At 57.3% G+C, this 21780-nt stretch carries 25 protein-coding genes and 3 pseudogenes; 11 read left to right on the top strand and 17 right to left on the bottom strand.

Translation table 11 applies throughout. The annotated features are described in order from the left end of the window. Positions 1–89 precede the first annotated feature (89 nt). Positions 90–732: pseudogene (locus ACPPVP_RS10135) on the top strand (response regulator). A gap of 511 nt (positions 733–1243) precedes the next feature. Here the strand turns inward: ACPPVP_RS10135 and ACPPVP_RS10130 are convergent. The 3 genes from ACPPVP_RS10130 to ACPPVP_RS10120 all read right to left on the bottom strand — a co-directional run bounded on the left by ACPPVP_RS10130 (position 1244) and on the right by ACPPVP_RS10120 (position 4774). After that, a complete protein-coding gene (locus tag ACPPVP_RS10130; protein ID WP_426533689.1) occupies positions 1244–3235 on the bottom strand; it encodes a LuxR C-terminal-related transcriptional regulator in 1992 nt (663 codons plus the stop codon). Positions 3236–3823: 588 nt separating this feature from the next. Further along, on the bottom strand, positions 3824–4444 hold the full coding sequence (locus ACPPVP_RS10125) for a hypothetical protein (protein ID WP_426533687.1): 621 nt from the start codon (positions 4442–4444) through the stop codon (positions 3824–3826). A gap of 12 nt (positions 4445–4456) precedes the next feature. After that, positions 4457–4774 carry a hypothetical protein gene (locus ACPPVP_RS10120; protein ID WP_426533685.1) on the bottom strand — a complete coding sequence of 106 codons (318 nt, stop codon included), beginning with the start codon at positions 4772–4774 and terminating at the stop codon, positions 4457–4459. A gap of 378 nt (positions 4775–5152) precedes the next feature. Between ACPPVP_RS10120 and ACPPVP_RS10115 the strand changes: the two genes are divergently transcribed. Further along, a complete protein-coding gene (locus tag ACPPVP_RS10115; protein WP_426533683.1) occupies positions 5153–5386 on the top strand; it encodes a hypothetical protein in 234 nt (77 codons plus the stop codon). 734 nt (positions 5387–6120) lie between these two features. On the opposite strand, the gene ACPPVP_RS10110 is transcribed toward ACPPVP_RS10115, so the two are convergent. The 4 genes from ACPPVP_RS10110 to ACPPVP_RS10095 form a co-directional block, all read right to left on the bottom strand. Next, positions 6121–6621 carry a ferritin-like domain-containing protein gene (locus tag ACPPVP_RS10110; protein WP_426537766.1) on the bottom strand — a complete coding sequence of 167 codons (501 nt, stop codon included), beginning with the start codon at positions 6619–6621 and terminating at the stop codon, positions 6121–6123. A gap of 348 nt (positions 6622–6969) precedes the next feature. After that, a complete protein-coding gene (locus ACPPVP_RS10105; RefSeq protein ID WP_426533681.1) occupies positions 6970–7332 on the bottom strand; it encodes a PRC-barrel domain-containing protein in 363 nt (120 codons plus the stop codon). A gap of 429 nt (positions 7333–7761) precedes the next feature. Next, positions 7762–7917 (bottom strand): hypothetical protein, encoded by a 156-nt coding sequence (locus ACPPVP_RS10100; protein ID WP_426533679.1) that lies wholly within the window; start codon positions 7915–7917, stop codon positions 7762–7764. 37 nt (positions 7918–7954) lie between these two features. Further along, positions 7955–9034 carry a YihY/virulence factor BrkB family protein gene (locus ACPPVP_RS10095; protein ID WP_426533677.1) on the bottom strand — a complete coding sequence of 360 codons (1080 nt, stop codon included), beginning with the start codon at positions 9032–9034 and terminating at the stop codon, positions 7955–7957. Between the two features lie 443 nt (positions 9035–9477). Here ACPPVP_RS10095 and ACPPVP_RS10090 point away from each other — a divergent pair, with 443 nt between their 5' ends. After that, entirely contained in the window at positions 9478–9918 is a 441-nt protein-coding gene (locus ACPPVP_RS10090) for an NUDIX domain-containing protein (RefSeq protein WP_426533675.1), read from the top strand. Positions 9919–10017: 99 nt separating this feature from the next. Further along, positions 10018–10550, top strand: a pseudogene (locus tag ACPPVP_RS10085) (DUF4142 domain-containing protein). Between the two features lie 96 nt (positions 10551–10646). Here ACPPVP_RS10085 and ACPPVP_RS10080 read toward each other — a convergent pair. Beyond that, positions 10647–11186 (bottom strand): ferritin-like domain-containing protein, encoded by a 540-nt coding sequence (locus tag ACPPVP_RS10080; protein ID WP_426533673.1) that lies wholly within the window; start codon positions 11184–11186, stop codon positions 10647–10649. 502 nt (positions 11187–11688) lie between these two features. Between ACPPVP_RS10080 and ACPPVP_RS10075 the strand changes: the two genes are divergently transcribed. Further along, a complete protein-coding gene (locus tag ACPPVP_RS10075) occupies positions 11689–12393 on the top strand; it encodes an HAD family hydrolase (RefSeq protein WP_426533671.1) in 705 nt (234 codons plus the stop codon). 95 nt (positions 12394–12488) lie between these two features. After that, positions 12489–12728 (top strand): hypothetical protein, encoded by a 240-nt coding sequence (locus ACPPVP_RS10070; RefSeq protein ID WP_426533669.1) that lies wholly within the window; start codon positions 12489–12491, stop codon positions 12726–12728. A gap of 251 nt (positions 12729–12979) precedes the next feature. On the opposite strand, the pseudogene ACPPVP_RS10065 reads toward ACPPVP_RS10070, so the two are convergent. Together ACPPVP_RS10065 and ACPPVP_RS10060 are read right to left on the bottom strand one after the other, a co-directional pair. Then, positions 12980–13503, bottom strand: a pseudogene (locus ACPPVP_RS10065) (transglutaminase N-terminal domain-containing protein); the annotation flags it as partial. Between the two features lie 75 nt (positions 13504–13578). Continuing rightward, complete coding sequence (locus ACPPVP_RS10060; RefSeq protein ID WP_426533667.1) at positions 13579–13995, bottom strand: DUF1236 domain-containing protein; 417 nt, start codon at positions 13993–13995, stop codon at positions 13579–13581. Between the two features lie 1048 nt (positions 13996–15043). Here ACPPVP_RS10060 and ACPPVP_RS10055 point away from each other — a divergent pair. The 4 genes from ACPPVP_RS10055 to ACPPVP_RS10040 all read left to right on the top strand — a co-directional run bounded on the left by ACPPVP_RS10055 (position 15044) and on the right by ACPPVP_RS10040 (position 17210). Further along, positions 15044–15172: a hypothetical protein gene (locus tag ACPPVP_RS10055; protein ID WP_426533665.1), complete on the top strand. Its 129-nt coding sequence runs from the start codon at positions 15044–15046 to the stop codon at positions 15170–15172. 197 nt (positions 15173–15369) lie between these two features. Further along, the gene (locus ACPPVP_RS10050; RefSeq protein WP_426533663.1) at positions 15370–15534 is read left to right on the top strand and encodes a hypothetical protein; all 165 of its coding nucleotides are present in this window, start codon (positions 15370–15372) and stop codon (positions 15532–15534) included. A gap of 196 nt (positions 15535–15730) precedes the next feature. Further along, positions 15731–16048: a response regulator gene (locus ACPPVP_RS10045; RefSeq protein ID WP_426537764.1), complete on the top strand. Its 318-nt coding sequence runs from the start codon at positions 15731–15733 to the stop codon at positions 16046–16048. Between the two features lie 172 nt (positions 16049–16220). Further along, complete coding sequence (locus ACPPVP_RS10040) at positions 16221–17210, top strand: sensor histidine kinase (protein ID WP_426533661.1); 990 nt, start codon at positions 16221–16223, stop codon at positions 17208–17210. Here ACPPVP_RS10040 and ACPPVP_RS10035 read toward each other — a convergent pair. From ACPPVP_RS10035 to ACPPVP_RS10010, 6 genes are all read right to left on the bottom strand, one after another. Next, positions 17185–17553, bottom strand: coding sequence for a hypothetical protein (locus ACPPVP_RS10035; protein ID WP_426533659.1), 369 nt, complete (start codon positions 17551–17553; stop codon positions 17185–17187). The genes ACPPVP_RS10040 and ACPPVP_RS10035 overlap by 26 nt on opposite strands. 13 nt (positions 17554–17566) lie before the next feature. Further along, the gene (locus tag ACPPVP_RS10030; protein WP_426533657.1) at positions 17567–18058 is read right to left on the bottom strand and encodes a hypothetical protein; all 492 of its coding nucleotides are present in this window, start codon (positions 18056–18058) and stop codon (positions 17567–17569) included. Then, a complete protein-coding gene (locus tag ACPPVP_RS10025; RefSeq protein ID WP_426533655.1) occupies positions 18025–18285 on the bottom strand; it encodes a hypothetical protein in 261 nt (86 codons plus the stop codon). The genes ACPPVP_RS10030 and ACPPVP_RS10025 overlap by 34 nt, the downstream gene beginning before the upstream one ends. A 92-nt stretch (positions 18286–18377) precedes the next feature. Beyond that, positions 18378–18602 carry a hypothetical protein gene (locus tag ACPPVP_RS10020; protein WP_426533653.1) on the bottom strand — a complete coding sequence of 75 codons (225 nt, stop codon included), beginning with the start codon at positions 18600–18602 and terminating at the stop codon, positions 18378–18380. Positions 18603–18609: 7 nt separating this feature from the next. After that, entirely contained in the window at positions 18610–18855 is a 246-nt protein-coding gene (locus ACPPVP_RS10015) for a hypothetical protein (RefSeq protein WP_426533652.1), read from the bottom strand. 154 nt (positions 18856–19009) lie between these two features. After that, positions 19010–19201 carry a hypothetical protein gene (locus ACPPVP_RS10010; RefSeq protein WP_426533650.1) on the bottom strand — a complete coding sequence of 64 codons (192 nt, stop codon included), beginning with the start codon at positions 19199–19201 and terminating at the stop codon, positions 19010–19012. Positions 19202–19230: 29 nt separating this feature from the next. Here ACPPVP_RS10010 and ACPPVP_RS10005 point away from each other — a divergent pair, with 29 nt between their 5' ends. After that, positions 19231–19479, top strand: coding sequence for a hypothetical protein (locus ACPPVP_RS10005; RefSeq protein WP_426533648.1), 249 nt, complete (start codon positions 19231–19233; stop codon positions 19477–19479). 531 nt (positions 19480–20010) lie between these two features. Here ACPPVP_RS10005 and ACPPVP_RS10000 read toward each other — a convergent pair. Then, positions 20011–20337 carry a hypothetical protein gene (locus ACPPVP_RS10000; RefSeq protein ID WP_426533646.1) on the bottom strand — a complete coding sequence of 109 codons (327 nt, stop codon included), beginning with the start codon at positions 20335–20337 and terminating at the stop codon, positions 20011–20013. Between the last annotated feature and the right edge of the window lie 1443 nt (positions 20338–21780).

The following is a 21780-nucleotide window of genomic DNA, read 5'->3' as shown; positions in this document are numbered from 1 at the left end:
AGCGTTCGACAACTTTCACCCCGTTATCCCCAAAATATCTATATTCCAAATATCGCTAACACTAAGTTTTCTCCCGCAAGGGGTTGATGATGCAGAAATCCGACAGATCGGCAACGAAGGTCCTGATTGTCGACGACCACCCAGTGGTCCTGTCGGGTTGCCGGTCGCTGTTCGCGTCGGACAACACGGTGAAGATCGAGGGGGCCACCGACGCCAAATCCGGTCACCGCCTACCTGGCCAGGAAGCCTGACGTCACGGTGATCGATATCAAGCTTCCGGACGTTTCCGGCTTCGAACTGATGCGTCGCATTCGAAAAGACGATCCGGAGGCGCGGATCATCATGTTCAGCATGAATGACGATCCGGCGCTCGTGGTTCACGCCATCGAGATGGGCGCGCAGGGCTATGTCTGGAAGGGCGACGATCCCCGGATGCTGGTGAAGGCGGTGCGGAAGGTCGCCGCGGGAGACAACTTCGTTTCACCGCAACTGGCGGAAGCGGTGACCTTTTCCGGCGGGTCGATCAAGGCAAATCCTGCGTCCCAAGTGACAGCGCGGGAGCAGGAAATTCTTCGGCTGCTTGGCCGCGGCGACAAGATCGCCGAAGTCGCCAATGCGCTCGAGATTTCCTACAAGACGGTGGCCAACACCACCTCATTGCTCAAGCAGAAGCTTGGCGCGAAGAGCCAGTCGGACCTGATCCGGATCGCGGTGGAGATGGGGCTGGATTGAGGTGCCGGCCGCCTCAAGGCGCTTCGATAACTTCAAAAGTCCTTCGTTGCCAATTGCGTTAAGGTTGGCGGTCCCCGCCGGAGCGGGCCACCTCGTACCTAATGAAGTCGAACCTTATTGCTGGAATGAAATAATCCGCTAACTGAGTCATCACGAGCCTGGCAGGCTCGGCGGAGATAAAGTCCGAATTTCTCTGCGCGCTCTGCCGCCAGCTTTCGGTAAGCCCTCGCCTGCCCCTTCCAACGGGCTTTGAGCTTGAGCTCATGCTCTTCAGCGGCAAGCCGCTCGAACGGGACTGAAGCAAGTAAGAGCGTCGGTATGACTCGGCTGCTCTGTGCGGATTGCGGCCGGGTGTGAGAGGTCAAGACGCCCACATGCGTGCACTCGTGGAGACGCGGGCGCGCCTTGTCCGAATTGCAATTTCGCGTCTCCCGATTATCCCCTGGCCCCTGCGTCTCATGAAGGGATTGCAACTAACGAGGCGGCATACTGCATCCCGATCAGTACATGGCTACACAATCAAATCGTGAGCCGCATAGTGATTGCTATGTCCTAAGTGATCGTGCTGCGCCGCTGAAGTATCAATCGCATCTGCATCCTGGACTAACACCGGTCCGTTGTGTGCGGCAGCATGCTGACCATCTTCATGTGCTTTCCCGCTTCCATGGCCCAGCTGCTGTAAGTCAAGAATGTCTGAAGAAGCATCGTTGGCGCCATTATTAAAATGAAAGGAATCTCCAAGTTCGGTGCCAACTGGTGATTTGGCCCGACCGGCGTCGTCGGAGGAAGCCCCTTCCTTTCCTTCAGCCTTAACCTTCAATGCCGAATGTGCGTCGTCGGCAGATTTTACGGACGCCGTTTGTAGGTCGTGCTGTGGTTTGTTAGTATCTAAATCGTCTCCCGGAGCCTCATGTTTGATTTGCCCCTTGGCAGCTCCAGAGCCGTTGTCGGAATCATGCAGGGCCTTCTGCGACTGACCGTGATTTAAATCGTCCCCCGGGGCCTCATGCTTGATATGCCCCTTGGCAGCTCCAGAGCCGTTGTCGGAATCATGCAGGGCCTTCTGCGACTGACCGTGATTTAAATCGTCCCCCGGGGCCTCATGCTTGATATGCCCCTTGGCAGCTCCAGAGCCGTTGTCGGAATCATGCAGGGCGGGCTGCCCTTGACCATGATTGGGCTCGTTATCCTGGCCTGCCTGCGTTGTGTCACGCGTGCCTTCGTTTGCGGCCGCCGCGACAACGTTAATGGTTCCGGAACCTTGGGGAATAGTGTTCGCTCGGTCGCTGCCGTTATCCTCCGCGTCGGCATCGCCAACATGGCGCTCGCTGTGGTGTCTGGTGATCGTATCGCCTTGGGCGAACTCGAATGCGAACGCCCGATTGGACACTGCAGTAGCTGGTGTGCCGTCGAAATTTGCGAAGCTGGGAGCTGCGACCGCTGCCAGTCCTTTAGCTTCGCTTGCGGCAAATGAAGTGAAGACATCAGCTAGGCCATCGCCAAAATCAAACGCTTGCGCGGCGTGGGCGGTACGATCGAGCTCGTAAATCAAGGCTCCGAAAGCCGCAATCGTGAAGATGCTGTAGCTGCTCGAACTCGGCCTCGGCGCGTTGAGTGCTGCCTGCGCCATCTCGTCACCCGGATCGACGAGCTTTCCGATCGGCCTTGACGTTCCAGTTGCCGCGCCGGCGCCGCCGCGCTCCTTGCTGGCGGCTCTTTCTGGGATGTCACCTGATACTGTTTCCTTTCGGCTGATTTTGATAGTGACAACCTTCGCGGAGCCGTTTGCGGCCATGACCGTGAAACTTTCGATCGCGGTGTGACCGGCTTCGACTGAATCGTCCAACGCCGCCAGGATAGCAGCTGCCAGGATACTCATCGCGCCGTAACGGCGCGAAAGGGCGAGCGCGGCGAGCTCCGTACGGCTGCTGATTCCGAGCTTCTGTCGCGCGTGGTTGAGGTGAATCCTGACGATGTCCGGGACGACACCGAGCACCCGAGCAATATCGCTGTCTGACAACCCCTCGGCGACGAGATCCATGATCGTCCGCTCGTTGACGGTCAGAATTGCCAAAACGTTATTACCGAACGACGCGATTCCATCGGCTTCGTTACCGACCCTCGCCAGGTCTGACCCCGGTTTTTCCAGCCTCACGGACTGCACTAGCGCTTCCGGTTTGGCGCTCATCGATATCATGCCGCAAGCACCGGTCGCCATTGCTGTGGCAAGATCGCCACAGGCGACAGAAGCGGTGAAGAACACCAGTCGGGAAGAAAGTCCTTTGTCGCCCACGACGGCGAGCATGTCGGACGCGGTCACATCCGTGAACCCGTCCTCCAGTAGCACCACATCGGGCGTCAACCTGCGAATGGCTGCAAGGCAACTAGCTCCATCGAGACAGCATGCAACCACCTCGAAATCGGGCTGCGCTCTGAATAGCGATACAAAACCTTGCAAAACAATGGGACGTCGATCTGCTATCACCAGTCTAACGCGATGCATGAACTCTCCTTCTCGGCCCCGCAACGCATGAGACGGATTAAGGTTCCGGCGACTAAACAGCGCTGGGAGGACGTCCGTTCAGTGACGAAGAGCAGCGGCATTTGTGTCTCCGGCTCTGTCTCGACATTGGCCACAGTGAGCCCCGCCAATTCAGCCTGACGCGCGCGCGTTGAACAGCGCCAGGAGCGGCAACCAGAATGCGGCGCGCGCGTGAAGTGTCCCTCCAGCATCAAGCGCACTTAGGAAACCCGTCGTGACCTCTGGTGTCTCGACAGGTGCACCCGCGTTTCGCTGCCCTGAGAAATTGGGAGGATGACCAGGCGTGGATGTCGGGACCGCAACCAACGGTAGGCCGATCGGCTCGCGGGGATCCGGCCTAGCTCGCTGGAAGGACCCCGTCAACGCAAGAAAGCTCAAATAGCTCTACGACTCTTTATACCGAAGAGATTGAGACCGCGTACCGAAGAGATTGAGATCGCCTTCGCACCAAATTACTCGCAATCAAGCGTGGGAACGTAACGACTCTGGTCCCGTTCAACTTTGATAATCACCCGAACGACGGCCCGCCAAAGCGGGCCGTCTTGAGGCTTAGCGAAGTCCACCGCCGTACAGGGCCCGTTCCTTTCGGACCTCTTCAGCGCCGTAGGGCTCGCTGCCGGCATCGAACGACTTCCACCCCGCCTTTTGCCAGGCCGCGCTTCGGTCACGCAGATTGATAGCAGACTCGTCTAACATCGCTTCGAGACGGGAACGTTCGGCGTCGGCGACCCGCGCTGAAACCAGCGTGCCGCCCCGACGGACGCCCTCGGCGTAGGAGTGGGCATCTGCCTCAGACACGCCTGCCTCTGTGAGCGCGCCGACAATACCGCCGGTGGCTGCGCCCGCTGCCGCGCCAACCGCTGTGGCAGCCAGCCAACCAGCCGCAACAACGGGTCCAAGCCCGGGTATTGCCAACAAGCCAAGTCCGGCAAGAAGGCCAGCTGCGCCACCCACGCCCGCGCCAATGCCAGCGCCCTTGCCAGCGCCCTCGGCGCGATCATCCACGCCATCGCGATCGCGATCCAACTTTTTGTCGGAGTTGAACCAGCCATCGGAGTTATTGGCGACGAGGCTGATGTCCGAATGCGGCACGCCCGCGGCTTCCAGGCGCCTAACAGCTTGCTGGGCGTCGTTGTGAGTATCGTAAAGCCGAGAAATGGTAACAGTCATGTTTGGTCTTCCTTACTTGGCAGAATTGACGTTGCCTTGAAAATCGATGCTTACCGCAGTGGCTGAGCCGCTCTTGCTGGCCTTGCCGCGCCAAACACCATTGTCGTCTTTCTTTAGTTCCGTGACATTGGTGTAGCCGGCGTCCTCGATTTTCGACTTCGCTTGGCCTTCGGTGAAGCTGTTGCGACCCGCGACCGGAGCGTTGGAGTTGTTTTGACCGGCACTATTGACCGCGTTGTTGTTCGGTCCTGACTGCGCGGGCGGATTTTGCGCCGACGCCGTCGTAGCGGCCAACAATCCAATAGAAATGAAAAGAAATGAGCGTTTCATAGTTTTCTCCAGAGTTTCAGGAGCGCTCGTAACCTTTCGCTACCGCTATAGTTCCTAAACTAGTGACCTAGGCGCGTACGCGCTTTTGCCAAGGCCCTCCGCCGTTCGAGCAACCCGCCGTACTGCTTTCGGGCGCGTGCCGCAGCTGCTTTCATCTAGCAGCCGATATATATCGGGAACAAGTGGCAATACGCACCGTTGGAATATCGTGGTCAATTTATGAGGAGGCGTAAATGCGGGTACTGTTGCTGTGGGAGCTCCTACTGTGATCGTTGTCGGCGGCGTCGGCTACTATTTTGTCCGCGTCGGTGCACTAAAGCGCACACAAAGCCGGGAAAAATAAGCAGTTCCGGCCCAATTATCACTGGAGGAGACAACATGAAAAAGCTGCTGCTTTCAAGCGCCGTCGTCGCGTTTACGGTCACTTCGGCCTTTGCGCAAACCGCCGTTACCTCGGAATATTATGTGGTGAGAGATGCAACCACCAAGAAATGCACCATTGTCGATAAAAAGCCGACCACCACGACCACGGTAGTCGACAACGGCGTGTTCAAAACCAGGACCGAAGCCGAAACTGGCATGAAAAGGATGAAGGTTTGTACGGAAAACTGATCCGCGATCAGTACGAGTTCGCAGTGCTCGATGGACGATCAGGGCCCCACTTTGCGCGTCCATCGCCTGCGTGGCCCTGCCGAGCGGTCCTCGGCAGGGTTTTTCTTTCTAGTTCGACAATTTGCCGGAACGCAGCGTGATTCCGCTCGTTGGCAGCTCAAACGAGGCGCAAAATGAAATACGTTCTATCTGCTATCGCGCTTTCTCTCCTGCTTACTACTGCCGCGAGAGCCGAAGAGACATCGTCGCAGCCCGTCAAGGCTGAGGGCGCGACCGAAGATTGTTCAAAACAAGTATGGCCAAACTTTTCACCGGCGTGCCTCCGCAACACGGATCGAACGACCGTTGTTCGCTTGGTAACAACCAGCCGTCGCTAAAGCGCAGCCTTTCAGCGAGAAGGTCGGTTGGGAATATTTGCTTGATTGGCTGTCGTATAAATTTCCGTCCACCCGGCCCATCCTGAAGCCGCCGGCCTTGAAGCTTATTCAAAAATGCCGCTTGGAAAAACAGAACCTGCGCAAAGAGATGTTGTCGGAGGAAGAACTGAAGTCGCAACTGCGCGAATTTTGAGATCGAGGAATACAGCGAAGTGAAACTGTGCACGCTCGAAGGGGACGGCCGCTTACGCCTTCTCCAAAGTGAAGCCAGCCGCTTAGCCTTAGGATGTCGCAAAAAATGGGATGTCGCAAAAAATGCCCCGCGTCTGCGGGGCATTCTTCGTTAAGTAATTTACTTTACGCAGCTTGGGCCTGCTGATTAATCGCCGTCTTGGCGATTTCAGTCAAAGCCTCGTCCGTCGCTTCTTCCTCTTCGAGCGTTTCCTCAAGAAGCGAAACTGCGTCTTCGAGACCGAGCTCTTCCGCCCAGGCAATCATGGTGCCGTAGCGGGAAATCTCGTAGTGCTCGACTGCCTGTGCGGCGGCCAGGAGACCGGCGTCGAGAGCGGGCGAGCCCTTGTATTCTTCCATGATCTCGGCGCCCTCTTCCGTGATACCGACGATGGCCGCGCAGGTTTTTCCCTGCGGCTTCTTTTCGATGACGGCGAAAACCTTTTCCAGGCGCTCTATCTGGCCTTCGGTTTCGGTGAGGTGCTTCACGAACGCAGCCTTCAACTCTTCGCTCTGGGCAGCCTTGGCCATTTTCGGCAGGGTGGCCAGGATCTTCTTCTCCGCGAAATAGATGTCCTTCAGGGTATCGTGAAACAGGTCGTCGAGTGTCTTCGGCTCTTTTGGCATTTGCGCTTCTCCAATATTTTGAGATTTGTGCGTCACCGTGGTGAAGCTGGGCAGCTAACGGAGCGAAGAATGACTGGTTCCTACTGCAGGCTGATTGGGCGACGGCTACCCGTTCTGCCGCACGAGCGTCCCTGAACGGCCACGCCGCCGTTGTTCCGTGAGGGGAACCGCAAGTACTGCTTTTTTCCCGGTCCTTAGGCGTCGTAGCGTTATGTTACCGGGGCTGGAATAAATTTCAGATCTAAATCGCTTTTCCCGGTGCCGCTAGTCGATTGCCAGCGGCTTTTTCATGCGCGTATTAGGCAGAAAGAGCCCGCCTTTCGGCGGGCTTTCTCATCAGGATGCGCGTCAGGTTGGGATGACGCCGTAGTACTCATTAACGCCGCGCGTACGGGCCGGGTCTTCCCAGCTCCAATCGTTATCGCTCCGGTATTTTGGCGCGCCCTGCAGCTGCTTTTCCGTGATGCCGGTTCGGTATCCGCCGAGGCCGGTATCATATCTAAGCGACTCCCACGGGAGCGGGTAATGATCGTCCCCGATACCGAGGAAACCGCCGAAACTCAGGACCGCGTACGAGACTTTGCCGGACCGCTTGTCGATCATGACGCGCTCGATCGAACCGATCTGGCTTTCATCCGCTCCGTACACCGCAGTGCCTTCGACCTTGTCGCTACCAATCAAAGTGCTTGTCTCTCTTTCTTCGGCTGCCATCAGATCCTCCTTTGAAAACCTGACAGCCCAACCGCAATTTCAGACGAATGTTCCTCCCAGGCGCCTGTGGTCCCTGGCCGCATCGCGGCCGGGTTTATTCCCCGCCCCCTGAATTAGCATCGTGAGTACGGCCTTCGGCTTCAAAGCACATTTGCTTCCTTGAATGTAATCTCCGGGCATCCTTGCTGCACTATTTGCAACCCTCGATTGCGTTATGCAAACTGCGTGGATTAAGATGAAAAAAGCCGAGCTTGCAGCTCTGGCGACACGGCAGGTTGCGGGCACGGGATGGCTTCCTTAGGCGCTTCGCATTGCCGGTGCAGCGGATGATGAACCGAATGCCACCGACATTACCGCGGATGCTGAACAGCTAACCGGAGACCGCCGGTGTCCCCTCCGGATGCGTCTTTGGAGCACTAGCGCAAGGCTTTACTGACTCTGAAGCACAGTAACCGCCAATCGCAACACGGACGTCAAAGCCCAGGCGGTCACACCGGAAAATATCGCGAGCGTCAGGTCCGGCCGCCCGGACTCGCGGATCGCATCGCGCAGTTCACGCTTCATACGATCCCAGAAATCATTCATTCTCACCGAACTCGCCAGCTGGAAGCCGTCTTGATTCTCACGAGCTCTTCGCCGCGCCAACGGAATCGGCCATATGAGCGCCGCGTGTTCCAAGCGGCTTCGGGTGGCCCGTCGTGGTGTCGCGTGCGGTCTGGTGTTCGATCTCGGCGTTGAGCTCCGCCCCCAGCAATATCGCGATCGCTGAAATCCATAGCCAGGTCATGAAACCGATGACCGCGCCCAGCGAACCGTACGTCGCGTTGAAATTGCCGAAGTTAGCGGCGTAGAAGGAGAACAACGTCGATCCTGCGAGCCACAGCAGCGCTGCCGCGACACTGCCCCATGTAATCCATCGCCACTGCGGAGCCGCTCGGCTCGGACCGAAGCGATAGATCAGCGCCAGCGCAAAGGCGAGGCCGAGGGCGAGAGCCGGCCACCTCGCGATGCGCAGCAGGAGATCAGTGAAGCTGGTCAGGCCCATGTATGTGAGCGACACCGGCAACACGGCGACGGCGGCAATGGCGATAAGAATGAATGCGACCGCTCCCGCGGTAAAGGTGAGCGAGATCGCGTTCAGTTTTATAAAGCCGCGTTTCTCCTGCTCCGCGTAAACAATATTCAGCGTGTCGAAAAGTGACTTCATGGCCGCGTTGGCGCTCCACAAGGAGGCGGCAAGGCCGATCGCGAAGGTAACCCCGAGCGTCGCCTCGCCTTTCGAGGCGACCCGGGTCAGCTGATCGCGCGCCACATCGAGCGCGCCGGAGGGAATGAACCCGGACACCTCATTGAGGTGTGCGGCGATTGCGCCGGGATCTGCAAACAGACCATAGATCGCGACAAGCGCTGCCAGCGCGGGAAAGATCGCGAGCAGGCTGTAAAAGGTCATGCCTGCGGCAAGCGCAAGTACCCGGTGATCGGAAATGTTGCCGTAGACGCGCAGCAAAATGTCTTTCCATCCCTTGGCCGGGATTTCGGAGGGATCGCGCGCATCCCTGCCCCGGGCCGCGTCATGTGCCGCGGCGGTTGGCGCGTCTCTGCCGGCTGGCTGCGGTTCCAGTCCCCTCGCCCGCTCCGGCTTTTCCGTTTCTCCTTCCCGCAGCAGGTATGCGACCGCGACAGCTGCCGCGAGCGTTGCCATTGCTCCCAGAGCGGAGCCGCCGCTAACTTCGTTTCGTTTGCCGGCTGGCATCGCAGGCTGGTACTTTATGTGAGATTTTGATGTCAATTCGGCAGGCCGCTTCCCGTTCCTGTTTTCCCTGGTCCGCTTGGCCTCGACAGACGGCTCGAACGAGTATCCGCCTCTTGCGGGGGCGTTCTTTTGTTTCAGTTTCCCGCGCAGTCGTCGCCTCATCCCGCTGTGCCGATCGACGGATTTAACTGCACCTGCACAAAAAATCCGGCGGCGAACTCGCGGCTCTTGAGATATGATTTTGTGGCACAATAACCCTCGATCGCGTCCTCAACGCCATGCCGCTCGCCACACTTTCGCGGCACCTTCGGCGCAGACGGCAGACCGCGCGGCATGCGGCTTAACGTGCGACCGTGAGAAAGGCTCCAGCCAGCAATCGAAGCGCAGGACTTTTGCTCTTCCGCAGCACCGGCGGCGGTATCGAAGTTCTGCTCGGCCATCCCGGAGGCCCGTTCTGGCACAATAAAGATCTGGGCTCATGGTCGATACCCAAAGGCCTGATCGACGAAGCTGAGGCTCCTCTCGCTGCCGCAAAGCGGGAGTTTGCGGAAGAAACGGGTCACACAGCGCGCGGAAAGTCTCTCCCGCTCGGTGCCGCGAAGCAACCGGGAGGAAAGATCGTTCATGCCTGGGCAGTAGAAGACGACTGGGGCACCGCCTTGCTTGAAAGCAACATGTTCGAGATGGAGTGGCCGCCGAAATCCGGGCGGACGCAGTCCTTTCCCGAACTCGACCGTGCCGCGTGGTTTGACGTCCCTGAGGCGCGGCCAAGGATTTTAAAGGGCCAGGTGGTCTTCCTTGACCGGCTTCTTCAGACTCTCGAAAGCCTGTGACCCAAGCTTTTACGTCCGCTACCGACCCCCAGGAAAAGGAACTTTGCTTCTCAGGGACGGTTGGAACGTGTCATTTCACCTATTTTGAGGGAGAACAGCATGAAAAAAGCCATTCTGGCTGCGTTACTAACGATTCTAGCCTCGCCATCCTACGCCCAGTCGGTCGGTGAAAAACCGGCGTTAATTCCGTTCTGGGTATCGCGCCGAAGACGGAAGACTTCATCAAGGAAGTCGCCATGAGCGACATGACGGAGATCGAGGCCACTAAGATCGCGCAGCAAAAAGGCAATGCCGATGAAAAGAAGTTCGCTGAGATGATGTTTGCCGATCATGCCAAGACGAGCAACGAACTTAAGGCGACGGCTCCGGCAGATTTGAAAGCTGCCCTACCGGCAGCTCTCGACGATGCGTCGGAGAAAAAGCTGGCCAAACTACGCGACGCGAAGCCCGAGGATTTCGCATCGGTGTACGACCCAATGCAGGTAAGCGCTCACAAAGACGCGGTTTCGTTGTTTGAACGCTACGCGAGCGGTGGCGAAAACCCGAAACTCAAAGAATGGGCGGGCAAAACGCTGCCGGCATTGAAGCACCATCTTGAGATGGCGCAGGCTTTCGACAAAAATCGGAAATAAAACCATGGCCCGACTGTTCTTAAGAAAGGTCGGGCCATTTTTCCTTCTGGGGACTACCCCGCCGCCGGCGGGTTATCCTGTTTTGCTGCCGAATGATCAGGCGTCTTCTTCCTCGTCCTCTTCGGCCTCGATGTTGACGACCGACTTGGCTATACCGGTAAGCGTCTTGTCGGTATTCTTCTCCTCCTGCAACGTGGCTTCGAGGAGGTCGACCGCCTCGCCGTATCCAAGCTCTTCAGCCCAGGTGGAAAGCGTGCCGTACCGGGAAATTTCGTAGTGCTCGACGGCCTGGGCTGCGGCAAGAAGACCTGCATCGAGGGCAGGCATTCCCTTGAAGTCCTTCATGATCTCGGACCCCTCTTCGGTAATGCCGTTGATGGCGGCGCATGTTTTGCCGCGCGCAGGCTTGCCGATAATTTTGAAAACGCGGTCGAGACGCTTCACCTGCGCCCGAGTTTCGCGTTCGTGCAGGGCAAAGGCGGCTTTCAGCTCTTTCGACTGCGCCGCCTTGGCCATTTTTGGGAGGGTCTTCAAAATTTTATTCTCGGCAAAATAGATGTCCTTCAGCGTTTCATGAAAAAGATCTTCAAGCTTCTTTGGTTTTTTCGCCACGGGCTGCTCCTTTGTGAGCACCATTAACCGGCTCAGGGGAACGCTGTTCCAAACGCGGAACAGAAAGCTCCCGGAAAAGTGGAGATCGAAAAAAGTTCCGTGGAAAGTTCCCCACCGGCGAAACATAGCGGTGGCGCGGGGTTACTCCTCGACGTCCAAGGTGGGGAAGCCCCGCACCACCCAATGAGCGCACTTCTTTCTGCCAGCGAAAGGAGCATGGATATGCAGCGTCGATCCACTCAAACGACTTCCATACGACCGGAAGATGAGGCCCAGGGCCTTCGCAGTGAAGCCCAGGAAACTCCGCCCGGAGCTGAGCGCGACTTACTCATACGCAAGGCACGGCAAGCTGAAACTGCAGCCCGCATGCATAATTGGATTGAGTCGCCGGGATTACAGCCGCCGGAGTAAGCTTCGACACGCCCTCCGCATTTCGGTTGCACGCTCCGCCCTGTCGCTGAGCGAAAGGAACCTGTAACGCTTTCGCGCGCTGTCCTCGGATATTCCTCCGTTCGACGAGGCCGGTATGTTCTCGGGCTATATCTTTGATGTTGAAGGCACGCTCGTTGACAGCGTCCCTCAAAACCTGCGCAGCCTTCAAGAAGCACTTGAGGAAGCGGGCATCGATGTGACGTATGAGGCCTTGCAGCTCTACTCGGGCCTGGATGGCAACCAGACACTGCAGATTATAGCGCCGGACCTGGACGATGCCTTGCGCGCACAGATCCTGCATGGTCAAGCACAAATCTACGAAAGCAAATATCTCCACACCGTCAAAGCTTTTCGCGGTGTTCGGGATGTGTTCGAGACGCTCACCCGGCGCGGCGGCAAGCTTGCGCTTGCGACCGATTGCAAAGGACCGGAGCTCAAACATTACCTGTCGCTGCTGGGCATCGATGAGTTTATCGGAGCAACGGCATGCGGCGATGATGTCGAACATGGGAAGCCGGATCCACGTATCGTGGGTGTCGCGCTCACGAAGCTCGGCCTGACCGGGCCTGAGGCAGTGATGATCGGAGATACGCCCTGTGATGCCGAAGCCGGCTTCGGGGCGGGAACGGCAGCAGCCGGTGTATTAACTGGAGGCTTCTCCGTAGAAGCTCTTCGCGGAGCGGGCTGCTCTGCCGTTGCGAAGGAAGTTTCCCAGCTCCTTACCGCCTTGGAAAACGCGACGCCGCTTCGGCCAGAAGCGGCCCCAATTGCCATTAGGAACAAATCAGGCCGCGCTTGATTATCCACGCTCCCGCCGACCTTCCCATGACATCAATACATTTGGATTGTCGCCCCGTTCATTGACAATCAACCTTTGTGTCCCGGAGTACCTCCATGCTTTTCGCCTACCCAATGCTCAGCCTCTTGATGGACGCTCTGAACGTCATCGATATGCGACTTCGCCTGATCGCGGCCGGGAAGAGCACGTCCGAAGAGATGTTTCTGATGTTCAACGAGAAGGTCAATGCGCTGGAAGAAGCGCGTGTCATTCTGATGCGCGGAGGCGATGCCGCCCGCATTTTGGACCACTACAGAAAAATAGTGGCAGCGAACGCCGCCCGTTTGTCGGCCTAGTTTTTAACGCGCTCTCGACTTTTCTTCGTCGTCTTTTTAGCGGTCCGTTTTTTGGCGGCTGCCGCTCGACGCCCACCGTTAATCTTCTTTTCTTTTCAGACTCCGTCTTCTTTGCCGGGCCGTCTTAGAGCCATGAACCCGGCCGAACTCTTGTCGCGTGCTCCAGCGCTGGCACCGCCCGCTGTCGTATTGTTTTGTCAGCGCTGCTTCACCTCCCCTTTCTCCGGGATTTCTTGAAGTTCCGCTGTTGGAAGTGTCTCGTTGGGCGACTGGGTCCCCTCAACTTCGCGGCTCTGATACCGGATGTGTTGCGCGACACCGGCGTTCAGATCCTTGAGCAGGGACAGCGTATCGGTCGAATTGCTGCGAACGAATCCTCTCGCCCAGTTTCGCAGCCGTTCGGACGGATCAGGATACTGCGCAATGGTCAATGCACCGAGGTCAGTCCATTCGTCGTCGGAGTAGCGGAACGGGTATGAGATCGCCGATGCCGCGATAGCGAAAACCGGCCAAGCCACGGCATTGAGCAAAATGTCCTTCACACGCTATCGATAACGAGGGTATCGGACATGGTCGCAAAGGCGGCCACCGCGACAGCGTTGCCAGTCACATCATGTGCCCACGTCGTCACGGCAACCGGCGCGATAGTCAACACATGCGACATAAGGCGGATTTCGCGACTTTCGCGAGGACGAAGCATTAAACGATGCGGGGCAAGGCTCACCGGCTCTCGAAAGCGATAGACGGTTTTGTGTTGAATTCGTAACGAAGCCATAGAAGCTCCAGGATTCGCTTTCGGCCACTGTAACCCGTTAAAAGTAAAAAGGGCCGTCTAAGACGGCCCCTATAGTTATTCGACGATCTCGACGATGCGCCGCGTCCGTGGCTCAACCAATACGGTGCGGCCGTTCACCACGGTGTATCGGTACTCGCGAACGCCGTATTCCGGTGGAACGTCGTAATAAGTGACACCGTCGTCGGGAAGGACCGCCCCGACCCGAACATCCTCGCGATACTGATATGAAGGACGCCGCTGCTCGACAACATAGGAACGGAAGCGGGGACGCTCGTCCACTCCAAGGACGCCAGTCACGCCGCCAACGACGCCGCCTATCACGCCTCCAACAACTGCTCCCACAGGACCAGCCGCCCTTTCACCATCGCGCGCGCCTCGCTCGACGCCACCTGGGACGCCCTGCGCGTGGGATGCAACGGGTAGGAATACCGCAGCAATAACAGCAGCGGTTCCGACAAAACGGCCGATCATGATAACTCCTTTGATGTAGGATTGGTAAGAGCATAAGTGCGCAACGAACGATAGGTTCCTGCCCGATGTCGACCGGCTCCTTCCATTATTCCTTGAAACTGTTGCCCTGTGCTCGCTGCAAAGATGAAAAGCCCTAGTGTATGCTACACGCTCCCGATCGCAGCCGTCCGGTTAGTTGCTCGCGGATGAGGTTCTGCGACGCTTGGCGCGACGATACCCCGAACCGAAATTTCATGCTTTATGATTTGTGGAGCTCACCGCTTCGCGCCTACTCGCCGCTCTTGCGCTCGCTCTCTGGTTGCGATTGTGTATCCCAACATGACAGGAGGGCGGCATGTTCAGGGGGCTACGTGGCTATGAAATTGTCTTCGGAGGATTGCTAACAGTTGCCGTCTTTGCGGTTTTCTCGGTCATATTCAAGTCAGGCCACGGCGGCGAAGAAATACTCGGAGTGAAGCGTGGCGAGTAGCTGTTGTTTGCAGCAACAATGGGACTTTGGTGGGCAACCTCGCTTCTTGTTAGAGGGGCTGATCGAACTTCGGAGCGACAGCTTCGCGCCTATGTGCATGTGACTGACGCCGTTGTCCTCCACGATAACGATGAATGGTCACCGAACATCCGGGTCACGATTAAGAACTTCGGCAAGACGCCAACGCGCACCTTGCCCGGAGGAAGCGCTTTTGCTTCCTCGCGCAGCCGGGCCGCGTGCGTAGTTAGGCGTTCCTCTAGAGGCTGTGTTTGGGGGGTACGGTTTCGCTTCTGCACCACGCTACGCCTCTATTCGAGTAAGGCGGGAGCGCGACTTTCTCTCAGTCACCGATAACTGCCACATTGCGGAACGCTGATGAAATGCAATTGGGAATACCGCCCCCCGAATGTAAGTGCACAAGTGTACACAGCTGAAATTAATTCGAGCTTTTAGGACGGACATCGTCAGCTCGGCGCGGCACGTCCGGCAAGTGCCAATAGGCAACATTGGATCGCGTCAATAAAAGAAGAGGCCCTGAAAGTTGTGATACTATGAACCTCCTGTGGCAGGGAGCCAAAAATGAAGCATCGCACCGTTGATTATGACCTGCAGGAGGTCGAACCCGGCCTTTGGCGCTGGAACATTTTCCCCGGCAAGAAGGAGCGGCTGAATTCCGCAGTCGCGAACGGGCGGTCGAGGCTTGCCTAGCTGAAATCAATGATGGAATCGAGCGCACGCGAATACAGGCGGCGCGAACGAGACCGTAGCCGACCCGCAAGTCCGCAGCCCGACGTGCATCGGCCGCGGTAGCGGCGCGAAGCGCAACAATTTATTCGCAACCAACCTTTGGAACGTAACGACGCCGGTCCCGTTCAACTTTGTTCCTCCGTCCAAAGGAACGCGTGATGTCCAACAACAAAAACCCAAACGAGAAGCAGCCCGGCGAAAACCCGGAAGGTAAGTTCCACTTCAATCCAGGAAATATGGCCGGGAAAAAGCCCGGCGATCCGGAGCAGACTGCCGAAAACCGAGGTGAGGCGATTCCGCCTAGCGAAAAGCCCGTAGAGTAGGATTAAGGGCCGCCCGGAGAGGCGGCCTTACTGTTTGACGGCCAGGTCGCGCAGACCATTTTTGTTTGTGCGCAGAAGTCGTTGCCTGAGGAACCATTGCCAACTGCGATGCAGTGGAGAACGATTTGTTTTGGCGTATTCCGAGAAAAGCAAGCCAACCGTCGTCCTGATTGTAGAGGACGAATTTCTCATTCGCATGGACGCGGTTGATATGATCAGATCCGGCGGCTTCGAAGTCGTCGAGGCGAAAGACGCTGACGAGGCCATCGAAATTCTGGAGCGCCGCCTCGACATCACCGTTGTTTTCACGGATGTGCATATGCCTGGTTCGATGGACGGCCTTAAGTTAGCCGCCGCCATTAGGGGCCGGTGGCCGCCGATTAAGATCGTTGCGACATCTGGAAGAGCTCGGTTGAGCGCTGAAGATCTGCCGTCTGGCAGCCGCTTTCTGACAAAACCGTATAGCGCGCGAGAAATCGTTGGTACATTGCGCGAGGTGACCAACTCTTTCTAGAAATACCGGCGCCGGAACAAACGGCTAGAGAACCGATTGCATTAACTGCTGGCGACATTACGTGGTTAATGGCTCAAGCAAACCAAGGAAGTTGCGTCCAGTCCCGATGTCAAATCGACCCGCCACGCCCGTTAAAGCGCTAAAAGCAGAGTTACGGGCGGCTGGCGCTGGCTTGGCGGATAATGACGACCTTCTGCGCGGTGTCCTCGAAGGCAGCGGCGACTGTATCAAGATTTTGGACCTGGACGGCCGATTGCAATTCATGAGCGAAGGCGGCAAGCGGGTCATGGAGGTCGAGGACTTCGGGAAGCTCAAAGGCTGCCCTTGGCCTGACTTCTGGGCTGGCGCCGGCAACGCCGATGCTCGGGCAGCGGTTGAAACCGCGAAAGCTGGTGACACCGCTCGGTTCCGAGGGGCGGCAAATACAGCCAAAGGTAATCCAAGGTATTGGGAAGTTCAGGTGTCGCCAATTTTCGGCGATGACGGGAAACCCTCGCAAATTCTTTCAATCTCGCGAGACATTACCGTACTCGCCGAATTTCAAGAGCAGCAAAAGCTCCTGACCGCTGAATTGCAGCACCGCATCAAAAACTCTCTCGCGATGGTGGCAGCTATCGCAAATCAGACCATTCGCGGTGACGACATGGACGCAGCCCGCGAAGCCTTTACGGCGCGGCTGATTACACTGAGCCACGCACACGATATTTTAGTTCAAACGAGTTGGATAAGCGCGCCGATTAAGGACGTAATCGAAGGAGCCTTGGCGCCTCATCGACCCAGCCAAGACCGCATGAGCGTCAGCGGACCCGAAATGCTCTTGCCGCCAAAACCCGCCTTGGCAGTCGCACTTGCTATTCACGAACTGGCGACGAACGCCTCCAAGTACGGCGCGCTTTCTAACAACGAAGGCACAGTGGACATTTTGTGGAAGACCGATGCAAATGGGCCGGGCGCTAACTTCCATTTCGAATGGGTTGAGAAGGGTGGACCTTTAGTCGTCGAGCCAGAACAATCGAAAAGAGGTTTCGGCACTCGCCTAATCGAAAGAATGTTGAAAAACGATTTCGATGGAGAAGTGTTATTGGACTTCAAATCGGATGGCTTGGTCTGCACGCTCAACGCGCCGCTGGATAAGCTCAATATCGGGATTCTTGACTATTAGGCTCCCCTACTGAGGCGGCATTCCTTATTGTGGGGAACACCGCACGAGAAATCTCTCTCGACGCTCCGCAAGGTCGGTCTAAGTCCATCACGGGAAAGCTGATGCCGTAGCTTTCCGATCGTTCCGCGGCGGGCCTGATCTTGTTGGCTGGAAAAAACGAATCGAGTTCGCCCATTACTTCGCCCACGTCGCTGTCAGACATGCCAAAAGCAGTGCCGTTAACCTGCTTAGTTGTGCGCGTCCGTTTTCCCGGCTCGAGCAGCGCCATGTTTTGCTTGTGATAAGCGAACCCTAGGAAAACGATGCATTTCGCTTCTTGTATGGTGGCCTGCATCTTCTGCAAGACATTCGGTTCCTCAATGCGTTCCGTGTAGGTCTTGATCGCTTTTGATAGCTCGCGATAATTCATTCGGTCGTGCTGGTTTGCCGCCAAATAGCACTCTCTCAAGTGATCCAACGGACCCGTATGGGTGAATAATGTTTGCCCTCGAAACGATTTCCGCGGCGCGTTGTCGCTGGATGCCATACATCAACTGCAAGGCATGATGCAGGAAATATTCGAGACAACGATCATAGTTGAAGGTGATGAATGATACGTCGTCCAGGACATTTTCTACTTCGTGAGCTTTCCTGCCGGGACCGAGCACCTGCATGAATTTGACGAACCACGAATCCCGGATTTTTGCGACATCGAGTCTGTTGTAGGTGTTTGATGGGTCCACATAGAGCTTGCAATGGCGTTCCGCGTTGAGGATCGAGCGAACGATAGCCGCCTTGCCAACAGTAACGACTTCCGAAGCGCCCTCATGAATGTTCAGGAAGTCGTCAATGGAATTTGCGAGCAGCACGCCGTGGCGAATGAGACGAAATGCCTCAAGGTACTCGTTGCTCTTTGGATCATTTCAAAGAAATTTAATGCCAGGTCTCTATCCGCTGTTCCGGCGCCCACGTAGCCGTGGTCAAGCTTTATGGTCGTTCGCCGCGCTATGTCCTCGGCGAGAGCCCGGCCGGCCGGAATATCAATGTCGAAGCCCGCTCCGGCACCGACAATGAAAAGAGTTTTTCTGTTGAACATCGCGACCCGCCTCCGCCTCGCTGACCCTACCGCTAAAGGCGAAGAACGCCTCGCCTACCCCGTCAGATTGTGACACTTATTCACAGGGGCTTTCATCGGTTTCCGTCGTGGCGTCGGCATCGCTTGTGCGCTGTGCGGTTCAAGGCCTTCATGAACGCGATTCGCGCTAGCATTTCCGGCGCGTCGCGTTCGGCGACCAACAACAGCGTTTCCATTCCTACCTGCCAATCGGCAGCATCATGCTCGTCTTTCGGCAGTGCTGTGATGTATTCGGCAGCGTCGCGCAGCGTCAGCAATTCGCGGTCGTCCGGCAGCACGATCGGGTCAACGAACCGTGTGAACCAGGCCATTATCCGCACCGGAATTATTGTATCGGATGTGAAACGTCAGCAAAGCCACGAAAGAAAACAGCAACATTGACGCGCTCAATGATGTTGCAAAGACGATAGCGTAGGTCGGTTCTGGATTTCGAAAGGCAAATCGCTGGATGAGGTAGCCCGCCAGTAGCCAAATCGCGGCGCCGGCGGCGAGTGATGCGCCGGCAACCGCAGCTTCCACCACTTCGTTCATGCGAACCTCCGGAGATGATTCGATGAAGGCCAGTTGACCCGGCTGGCAGATTGGCGTCGGTTCGGTTTTTAACCGTCGCGCCATGCTATCGCCGATTTTCGTGAAGGTGTTGCGCCGGCGCATCACCGTGGTGACGGGCCGCGATTTTCGGATGTCAGGCGAACAGGTCCGCGCCACCCTGCGTCAATTTCACAAATGTCCCGCTATCGTGCAATTCGAGCCAGCCACGTTCGATCGCCAGATCAAGGCCGGCCGCGTCGTCGCCGAGCCGTACGGTGCGCCCAATCGAGGCACATCTCGCATCACCAAAAAGGGGTTCTTGTGCCAAACTGACAACGCAGATCATCGACAACCCTGATTGGAGGAGAGGGAGAAATGGCTAACGGAACGTTCTTGGACATCCCCGGGAAAGTCGTTATCGCCGCTTTCGTAATCATCGGCGTTTTCTTGGGCGTGGCGTTCGGTCTCTACCACTGCAATTTTGGCGGGCCTGCTACCGCTACTGCCAACTCGGCGTATTTCCTTAAAGTCGCCGACGCCCTGATCAACGGCGCTATAGTCGGTGTCTTCTTAGCGGTGCTGAGGACGATATTTGAGTTGCCCAAGTTGCTTCGCAAACAGTAAGCCGCAGTCGTCGCATGCGAGGCGCGATCGATAAGCCCTCTGGATCGTCGGCGTCAAACCATTCCTGACGCGTCGGCGGCAGGAAACTCGATCGTCTTGCCGTTGCCGGCGTCGTAAAATCCAAACCGTTTTCATGGGCTGTTGCCGGTTTATCCCAGGGCGGGGCACATTGCCAATGACACGATCGGTCAGGCGCGCTTATTCCCTGGCGTCGTTGCTGCCGATTCCGTGCTGCGCGGGCGCATTCCGTTCCGTAGCTGCTTGTCGATAATGGATTGGACCCGTCGGATCGCCAAAAGCTTCAGCTTCGCCACGGTCTTTCCGGTTCGGACCTCGCCGCCTATCGAGAACCGCCAAACCCAAACATCGTCGCGGTTCGACGCGGGCTCAACGCTAAATTCTATCTCCTTGTGACGCATCCATTCCCGCCGAAGAGCAAAATAGGTCATTAGTCGAGGCCGGCCGGCTCGATCAAGGTCGCGCACTGACCAAGCCGGCCGGACCGCCGCGCTGGTTGCCGCCGCCCGCAAATTAAACCGGATCACCGAGCAGCTTGGCAAGTTCGTTCAAATCGCGCTGCTCACGCCGGCGTCGCGATCGTAGCCCATCGTGCGACGTCCAGGCCGCCCCGCGGCGCTGTGGTGGATTGACAGGCCGGGCGGCCGGGCCGAGCGCGCCGACCTGAGGCCGCGAGATGCCGCGGCGATCCTGTTCGTCGAGCGGCGGCTGATCCCCTGGCAAATAATATCTGGAATTGTCGAGCAGGCAGTCGATCCGCGGCACGCTGATCCGGACTTTCCGGAACCCGTTCGGGCCGCTCGGAACCGACAACATCATCACCCTCGTCGCGCTGCTCATGGCCCGGCACCGTGGCGCCGACCACGGAATCGGTCAACGCGAAATCGGCGCCGGAAGGCGACCAGGGGGGCGCCGGATCGGTCGTGCGGCGTTATTTCGCGGTGCGTGGTCCCATCCGCGGTTGTTGTTCCCCCTCGCCCGTGTCTGTTGGGGTTTAGAACGCAGAAAATTCGCGTTATCGCGCTACGGCCGCTATCTGCGGATTTACACCCGTAAGCCTCTGATCTTTCTGAAACGTGACGTTTCGCTAGGGAGCGCCAGCTATTTCAATGGCTTAGCTGCTTCGCGATCTCCTTTGTCCAACACCTGTCCAATATCCGCACAGGGACACGCATAGACCAGCCTTCACTGATTGGGAGGCTGCAATGAACGTCGGGCGCGCGATCTACTGCGCCATCCTGTCGGCATTGCTCGTCTTGTTTCTGCTGTTCTGTATACCGGCGCCGCCTAAATGTCTGAAAATTGGCTCGATGCCCATTGGCGGGGACTGCCGGTGATTGAAACCATTTTCCCCCAACCGCGAAGCCGTTTTGAAACAGACTGGTCGTAGCCTCGATTTACTCAGACCAAACGGGGGAATGGTTATGATTACCACCATCATTAATTCGATTTATCGCCACTTCCTTACAGCCGCCATCGTTGGCATGGCAGTCACCCAAGGAACCCGCCGATGATCGAGGCCTCAGCAGCTATTCTCGCCTTGATTAGCCTGACGATCTTTGCGGCTCACGCCCTGGATGCCTATCGCACCGGTTGACCGCAACGGGAGCGAGTCATGGACACCGCGTCGATTCTGTTTCTTATCTTCGCAATCGGGATTGGCACTGTCGCCCTCTGGCAGAGCCGCCACCTAGGTCGGCGGTCCAAATAGGACGTATAGCAAGAGAACGACCATCGCAGCCATCGCGGTGGTCTCCAAAATGAGGCGAGGAATCGAGCGCTGCATATCGCGACGTTCGCCTTCTCAGGTCGTCTTGTCTGCCCGATAGAAGGCATTAGAAATCATGGACTGCACCCGGGGCTGATTACACCACGAATGCCTATACCGGGATGACACATTTGCGGCCGGAAAACGCAGGGAACTTTTCTCCTTCCGGCCTCCTTTCGTCCTCGCTTATTCGACATCCTGACAATGGAACGCGCGCAAATGCGGGATGTCATGGGTGAAATGGATACAGAAACGGTCGGCCTGATTGTCTTGATTGTTGCTATCGCCGCACTTTCATTGCGAGCACTGCTTCCCGCCCGAAGCCAACTGCCCCCTCCATGACTCAGGGAAGCCCGCCGGTAACGCGGCCGCTCCCTGCTGTCTTGTCACGGTCGATCGGCGGAAGCGTGTGGGCGAGTCTGCGGTGGACGCGAGAGGCCACCCCTACTTCAAGATCATCCACAAAGCAGCACCGGCCGTAGCCGTGATCGCGACCGACATCACCATGGCTAGCG

The organism is Bradyrhizobium sp. McL0615, from assembly GCF_049993905.1.
Classification (GTDB): domain Bacteria; phylum Pseudomonadota; class Alphaproteobacteria; order Rhizobiales; family Xanthobacteraceae; genus Bradyrhizobium.
The sequence above is the reverse complement of the archived record's forward strand: the minus strand, read 5'-3'. Positions and strand labels throughout refer to the sequence as shown.

Coding starts and splice junctions, on each gene's coding strand:
- ACPPVP_RS10070 (WP_426533669.1), top strand. CDS start 12,489: ATGCTTTTCGCCTACCCAATGCTCAGCCTCTTGATGGACGCTCTGAAC.
- ACPPVP_RS10015 (WP_426533652.1), bottom strand. CDS start 18,855: ATGAACGAAGTGGTGGAAGCTGCGGTTGCCGGCGCATCACTCGCCGCC.
- ACPPVP_RS10050 (WP_426533663.1), top strand. CDS start 15,370: ATGTCCAACAACAAAAACCCAAACGAGAAGCAGCCCGGCGAAAACCCG.
- ACPPVP_RS10095 (WP_426533677.1), bottom strand. CDS start 9,034: ATGGCAACGCTCGCGGCAGCTGTCGCGGTCGCATACCTGCTGCGGGAA.
- ACPPVP_RS10010 (WP_426533650.1), bottom strand. CDS start 19,201: ATGATCTGCGTTGTCAGTTTGGCACAAGAACCCCTTTTTGGTGATGCG.
- ACPPVP_RS10005 (WP_426533648.1), top strand. CDS start 19,231: ATGGCTAACGGAACGTTCTTGGACATCCCCGGGAAAGTCGTTATCGCC.
- ACPPVP_RS10060 (WP_426533667.1), bottom strand. CDS start 13,995: ATGATCGGCCGTTTTGTCGGAACCGCTGCTGTTATTGCTGCGGTATTC.
- ACPPVP_RS10045 (WP_426537764.1), top strand. CDS start 15,731: ATGGACGCGGTTGATATGATCAGATCCGGCGGCTTCGAAGTCGTCGAG.
- ACPPVP_RS10100 (WP_426533679.1), bottom strand. CDS start 7,917: ATGAATGATTTCTGGGATCGTATGAAGCGTGAACTGCGCGATGCGATC.
- ACPPVP_RS10125 (WP_426533687.1), bottom strand. CDS start 4,444: ATGACTGTTACCATTTCTCGGCTTTACGATACTCACAACGACGCCCAG.
- ACPPVP_RS10110 (WP_426537766.1), bottom strand. CDS start 6,621: ATGCCAAAAGAGCCGAAGACACTCGACGACCTGTTTCACGATACCCTG.
- ACPPVP_RS10025 (WP_426533655.1), bottom strand. CDS start 18,285: ATGTTCAACAGAAAAACTCTTTTCATTGTCGGTGCCGGAGCGGGCTTC.
- ACPPVP_RS10115 (WP_426533683.1), top strand. CDS start 5,153: ATGAAAAAGCTGCTGCTTTCAAGCGCCGTCGTCGCGTTTACGGTCACT.
- ACPPVP_RS10120 (WP_426533685.1), bottom strand. CDS start 4,774: ATGAAACGCTCATTTCTTTTCATTTCTATTGGATTGTTGGCCGCTACG.
- ACPPVP_RS10130 (WP_426533689.1), bottom strand. CDS start 3,235: ATGCATCGCGTTAGACTGGTGATAGCAGATCGACGTCCCATTGTTTTG.
- ACPPVP_RS10080 (WP_426533673.1), bottom strand. CDS start 11,186: ATGGTGCTCACAAAGGAGCAGCCCGTGGCGAAAAAACCAAAGAAGCTT.
- ACPPVP_RS10105 (WP_426533681.1), bottom strand. CDS start 7,332: ATGGCAGCCGAAGAAAGAGAGACAAGCACTTTGATTGGTAGCGACAAG.
- ACPPVP_RS10000 (WP_426533646.1), bottom strand. CDS start 20,337: ATGAGCAGCGCGACGAGGGTGATGATGTTGTCGGTTCCGAGCGGCCCG.
- ACPPVP_RS10055 (WP_426533665.1), top strand. CDS start 15,044: ATGAAGCATCGCACCGTTGATTATGACCTGCAGGAGGTCGAACCCGGC.
- ACPPVP_RS10075 (WP_426533671.1), top strand. CDS start 11,689: ATGTTCTCGGGCTATATCTTTGATGTTGAAGGCACGCTCGTTGACAGC.